The organism is Mycobacterium sp., from assembly GCF_035603715.1.
Taxonomy (GTDB): Bacteria; Actinomycetota; Actinomycetes; order Mycobacteriales; family Mycobacteriaceae; genus Mycobacterium.
In genome coordinates this window covers 1-5,237 of record NZ_DATNJW010000319.1, presented here as the reverse complement: position 1 = coordinate 5,237, position 5,237 = coordinate 1, and the positions used below count along the sequence as shown (strand labels likewise).

The 5,237-nt window shown below is 67.3% G+C and carries 4 protein-coding genes; 2 read left to right on the top strand and 2 right to left on the bottom strand.

Annotation, left to right across the window (positions count from 1 at the left end; genetic code table 11):
- The coding region (locus VN856_RS13210) for a hypothetical protein (protein WP_325689684.1) at nucleotides 1-696 on the bottom strand (696 nt) is incomplete at its 3' end.
- A gap of 203 nt (nucleotides 697-899) precedes the next feature.
- Between VN856_RS13210 and VN856_RS13205 the strand changes: the two genes are divergently transcribed.
- Both VN856_RS13205 and VN856_RS13200 read left to right on the top strand, forming a co-directional pair.
- Nucleotides 900-1,499 carry a PadR family transcriptional regulator gene (locus VN856_RS13205; protein ID WP_325689682.1) on the top strand — a complete coding sequence of 200 codons (600 nt, stop codon included), beginning with the start codon at nucleotides 900-902 and terminating at the stop codon, nucleotides 1,497-1,499.
- Nucleotides 1,496-3,505, top strand: a complete 2,010-nt coding sequence (locus VN856_RS13200) for an MFS transporter (protein ID WP_414686944.1) — start codon at nucleotides 1,496-1,498, stop codon at nucleotides 3,503-3,505. The genes VN856_RS13205 and VN856_RS13200 overlap by 4 nt, the downstream gene beginning before the upstream one ends.
- Here the strand turns inward: VN856_RS13200 and VN856_RS13195 are convergent.
- A partial coding sequence (locus VN856_RS13195; RefSeq protein ID WP_325689679.1) for a DEAD/DEAH box helicase occupies nucleotides 3,502-5,237 on the bottom strand: 1,736 nt, incomplete at its 5' end. The genes VN856_RS13200 and VN856_RS13195 overlap by 4 nt on opposite strands.

Here is a 5,237-nt window from a genome sequence, read left to right as displayed (position 1 = left end):
CTCACCGAACGCGTTGCGGGCGTTACGCACGATCTTCTTGCCCGCCAGTCGGTTGCCGACGGCGCCGATAACGGCGCCGATCCCGACCGGCAGCATCTTGCCGAAGAGCAGCGCGCTGCGCCGCAGCGTGAACCGCCGGACAGCCCGCTTGAGCAACCGCGAATTCAGCTGTGACAAGGACGACATCGGCAGCGATGCCACTCCCTCCGACAGCCACGCCCCACTGGTCCGGCCCCCGCCGATCAGTTCGGACATCGCCTGCTTGCTGTCGTCACCGACCAATACCGACAGCACCAGTGCGCGTCGCCGCTCCCGGTCTTCGGTGAGAACGCCGTGCACCGACGCGACTGCCAGCGCGTAGAAGGCGGTGGCCTCCAGGAACACCGCCGTCTCACCGGCGGCTGCGGACAACGCGGCCAGTGTGCCCAACCCCGGCAGCACGGCGGTCGACCCGACCGCTGCGCCGCTGGCCGTCACGGCGGCCACGTATCGCTTCTCCAGCTTCGCGACGATTGTGGCGGGGCCGGCGCCAGGATCCGCGCGGCGCAGCCTGTCCACGTACGCGGTCGCAAGGGGGCCCTGAATGCGAGAACTGCGCTCGATGATGCTGGCTAGTGCCCGTGCCGACCTCTTGGGCTTCCCCTCGGGGGTGGCGGGCAGCGAGTCGGCCGATGATCGGGTCCGTCGGGCGCTCATGAATGCCTCCGGTCTAATTGCCCGGCTCGGGTGCGGGCAGTGACGTGCTTTCAGGCTAACGCCGGTGCCGGCAAAGGTGGGGGCAGGCGTCGCAGCGAATAGTCCATTAGGAATAATCCGGCATAGACACGTGGACGACGACGCGGGGTCACGCCCGGCCCAACGACGAGCCGGGGCGGCCCGCCAAGCTAGACGGACAGTCGATGGCCTACCAGCTCACCGCTTTGGGTATCTCAGTGCTCGGGCTGCTACGCGGGCGCCCGATGCACGGCTACGAAATGTTTCAGACCCTGGTTGAACGGCACGCGGACCGCATCGTCAAGGTGCGGCCGGGCTCGCTGTATCACGTCGTCGACCGGTTGACGGAGGAGAAACTGATCCGCCGGGCGGCGACGTCGCGGGATGGTAAGCGGCCGGAGCGAGCCATCTACGAGATCACCGACGCCGGCGCTGAGGCGCTCGCCGATCGGGTGGGCCAGCTGATCGCCGTGCCGGCTTATGAGTTTCCGCAGTTCGCGGTCGCACTCGCCGAGATCGATACTCTGGGTGGAGACGCCGCGGCGGACGCAGTTGACGACCGTGTCGGGGCGCTGGAGGCCCGGGCGGCCGAGATCATGGCGTTTCGGGATGCCAGCGTCACGCCCGCCGGATATCTGCTGGCATTCGAGTACTTGCTGGCGACGACGCAGGCCGAGCTGTCCTGGTTGCGAAGCTTTGCCGACTCGATGCGATCCGGCGGTCCGCAGCGGCGCCTGACGGTGTCCGGCAACACTGTGCTGAGCCAGGATGAGGTAGGGATATGACCACGGCGACTGGTCGCGGGCGACCCAGTGGCGGTAGCCCGAGGGGCGCGGCGGCAAAGCGCGCCGACGACGTGAACCCCTGGAACGCGTTGTGGGCGACGATGGTCGGCTTTTTCATGATTTTGCTGGACTCGACGATCGTCGCGGTCGCCAATCCCAGCATCATGGTCAAGCTCGGCACCAGCTACGACACCGTCATCTGGGTGACCAGCGCCTACCTTCTCGCGTATGCGGTTCCGCTGCTGGTGTCCGGTCGACTCGGCGACCGGTTCGGTCCGAAGAACCTCTACGTGGTCGGCCTGGCGATCTTCACCGCCGCGTCGCTGTGGTGCGGCCTGTCCGGCACGATCGGGATGCTGATCGCCGCCCGGGTGGCGCAGGGGCTCGGCGCCGCAGTGATGAGTCCTCAGACGCTGTCGTTGATCACCCGCATCTTCCCGCCCGATCGCCGCGGGGTGGCGATGAGCGTGTGGGGTGCCACCGCGGGCGTGGCCACATTGGTCGGACCGCTGGCCGGCGGGGTGCTGGTCGACGCGCTGGGCTGGGCCTGGATTTTCTTCGTCAACGTGCCGATCGGGCTGATCGGTCTGGGGCTGGCGGTATGGCTGATCCCCGATCTGCCCACCCAGCGCCACCGCTTCGACCTGGTCGGGGTGGGGTTGTCCGGCGTGGGGATGTTCTTGATCGTCTTCTCCCTGCAGGAAGGGCAGTCCAGCCATTGGGCGCCGTGGATCTGGGCGGTGCTGGTCGCGGGCATCGGCTTCATGACGGCGTTTGTCTACTGGCAGTCGGTCAGCACCCGAGAGCCGCTGATTCCGCTCGATATCTTCCGCGACCGCGACTTCAGCCTGTCCAATGTCGCGGCGGTGGTGATCGCTTTTGCCGCCACCGCGATGATCTTGCCGTTGATGTTCTATGCGCAAGCGGTGTGCGGCTTGTCGCCCACCCGCTCGGCCCTGTTGACCGCACCGATGGCGATCACCAGCGGTGTGCTCGCGCCGTTCGTCGGCAGGATGGTCGACCGGGCCCATCCGCAGCCCGTCGTCGGATTCGGCTTCTCGGCACTGGCGATCGGCCTCACCTGGCTCTCGATCGTGATGACGCCGTCCACCGCGATCTGGGAACTGGTTCTGCCGTTCTTTGTCTTGGGTGTGGCGATGGCGTTCATCTGGGCGCCGTTGACCGCTACCGCGACCCGAAACCTGGCGCCGCAGTTCGCCGGCGCCGGTTCTGGCGTGTTCAACGCGACCCGTCAGGTCGGGGCCGTGTTGGGCAGCGCCGGCATGGCCTCGTTCATGACATCGCGCATCACCTCGGAATTGCCGCTGATGCCCGACGGTGCCTCGGGTCCGCCGGGCGGTGGCGGCATGACCTTGCAGATGCCGGCGTTCTTGCGCGAGCCCTTCGCCGCCGCGATGTCGCAGTCGATGTTGCTTCCGGCGTTCATCGCGCTGTTCGGGATCGGGGCGGCACTTTTCCTGCTCGGCGGACCGTCGAGACCTGTGGCGCCCACAACTGACGAGGCGGGATCCGACAGCCCTGACATTCCGACCCGGCGGGTGCGGGTAAGGCCCAGTGCCGCAGACGGTTTCGCCAGTGAGTTCGACGGCTTCCGTGACGGCTTCGACGATGACGACGACTACGTCGAGTACACCCTTTCGCCGGCGCGCAGCGCACCGCCCTCGCGCGCGTCAAGCCGACCGGCCCGCGGCCCCGAGCCTCGCACCGAACCGCTGACCGTCCGGATCGAGCATCCGCGACCGGCGCCGGCCGAGAACTGGCACAGCGCACCGGTCGAATCGTGGCGCAGCCTGCTCGACGATGACGAGCCGGTCTCGGAAGACGAGCCAATTGGATTCGCCCACAATGGGTTTCATGTGGACGACGAGCAGCACTTCCGGCCGATGGAGGAGTTCTCACCGCCGCCCGAGCCGTCGCCGCCCCGCAACCGGCACCACCGCGCGAATCCGGACGACTCACCCGGCCGGGGGCGACACTCGTACTAGCCGGTTGCCGCAGCGACGACGACAGGCGTATCGGCGGCCGTCAACGCCAGGAATGCACCCAGCTCCACCAAGCCCGAGGGCGCGGCGGGCAGGTAATCGGTCAACGCCTCGGCGCGGACGATCACTGCCGCATACTGTGCGCGGCTGATCGCCACATTCAGCCGGTTTCGGTTGAGCAGGAAGGGAATTCCCCGTGGAATGTCCGCGACCGACGACGCCGTCATCGAAATGAGCACCACCGGTGCTTGCGCACCCTGAAACTTGTCGACGGTCCCGACTTTTACCTCGCCGAGCCCAGCGGTTGCCAGTCGCTGCCGCAGCAAGACCACCTGCGCGTTGTAAGGCGCCAGCACAAGCACATCCGCGGGTGCCAACGGCCGGGCGCCGTGCTCATCGGTCCATGTCGAGCCGAGCAGCAGCGTGATCTGTGCCGCGATGGCCTCGGCTTCCTCTGGGCTCTCGGTTGCGTTGCCCTCGTGGCGGACCGGAAGGACCCGCACCCCGGGTGGATATCCGTCGAGGCGGCGCGCGGCGGTGATGTCGTGCGACTGCAATCGGCCTTCGTACGCCAGCGCCGACACCGATGCGCACACCGCCGGATGCATGCGGTGTGTGCGGTCCAGGAAGTAGCCACGCTCCGCGGGCAACGTGCGGTGGTTTTCGACCAGCCAGCCCAGCGCAGATCCGTCAACTGGCTCGGGATGTGTGCCCTGGCTGACTTGCGGCAACTGTTGCGGGTCGCCCAACAGCAGTAGGTTCGCTGAAGCCGATGCCACGGCAATGGTGTTGGCCAAACAGAACTGGCCGGCCTCATCTATCACCAGCAGATCCAGGCTGCCGCGCGAAACGCGGGTCGGGTTGGCGAAGTCCCACGCGGTGCCGCCGATCACGCATCCCGCCGTGCCGGCGATGAATGCGGCGTACTCCTGCTCGTTGATCTGTTGCCAGCGGACTTCTTCGCGCTCGGATCGCTTCTTTGCGACGCGCACTGGATCGATGCCGGCATCGATCGCACAGTCGAGCAGGTTCTCCACCACGGCGTGCGATTGCGCGACAACACCGATGCGCCAGCCGTGCTCGGCGACCAGTCGCGCGATGACCTGCGCGCCGGTGTACGTCTTGCCGGTTCCCGGCGGTCCGTGCACCGCCACGTACGACGAGTCCAAGTCGAGCAGCGCGGCCGTGATGGCGTCGCTGGCTTCGCCGGCCCTGGCCAGTGCCGCGCCGCTGCGGGTCCGAGGCGCGCGTCGTAACAGAATGTCGAGCAGTGCGGTGCGGGGCAGTTGCGGCAGTCCGGCAGCGAGGTTGGCGGCGGTGCATTCGATCGAATCCCGAAGCGGTGTCGTCGAAATCGGCTGCCCGGGGGTGAGTGCGAACGGGAATTGATGAAAAGTATTGCCGTCCTTGGGTACTCGTTCGAGGACGATCACCTCGGTCGGCGCGGCCCAATCGTCGGCCTCGAGGACAGTGGCGCGGCCGGCAGCACGTCGATCAGGGTTGTCGGTCAGGCCCGGCGGCGCCGGCGCCTCGTAGAGCGCGAAGACGTCGTGGTTGAGTGCGCCGCGCGCCAATTCACCGGTCAGCCGTGCCCGTCGCTGCAACTTCTGCGCGCGTGGTGGCTTGTCCCAATCGACGGCGATTGTTGCGTCGCTCACCATGAAGACGTCGGTGTCATCGGCCCATTCGTCAGCCGGGTAGTTGAGCCGGTCGAAGTGCGCCCACCAGAAGGGCT

Coding starts and splice junctions, on each gene's coding strand:
- VN856_RS13205 (WP_325689682.1), top strand. CDS start 900: ATGGCCTACCAGCTCACCGCTTTGGGTATCTCAGTGCTCGGGCTGCTA.
- VN856_RS13200 (WP_414686944.1), top strand. CDS start 1,496: ATGACCACGGCGACTGGTCGCGGGCGACCCAGTGGCGGTAGCCCGAGG.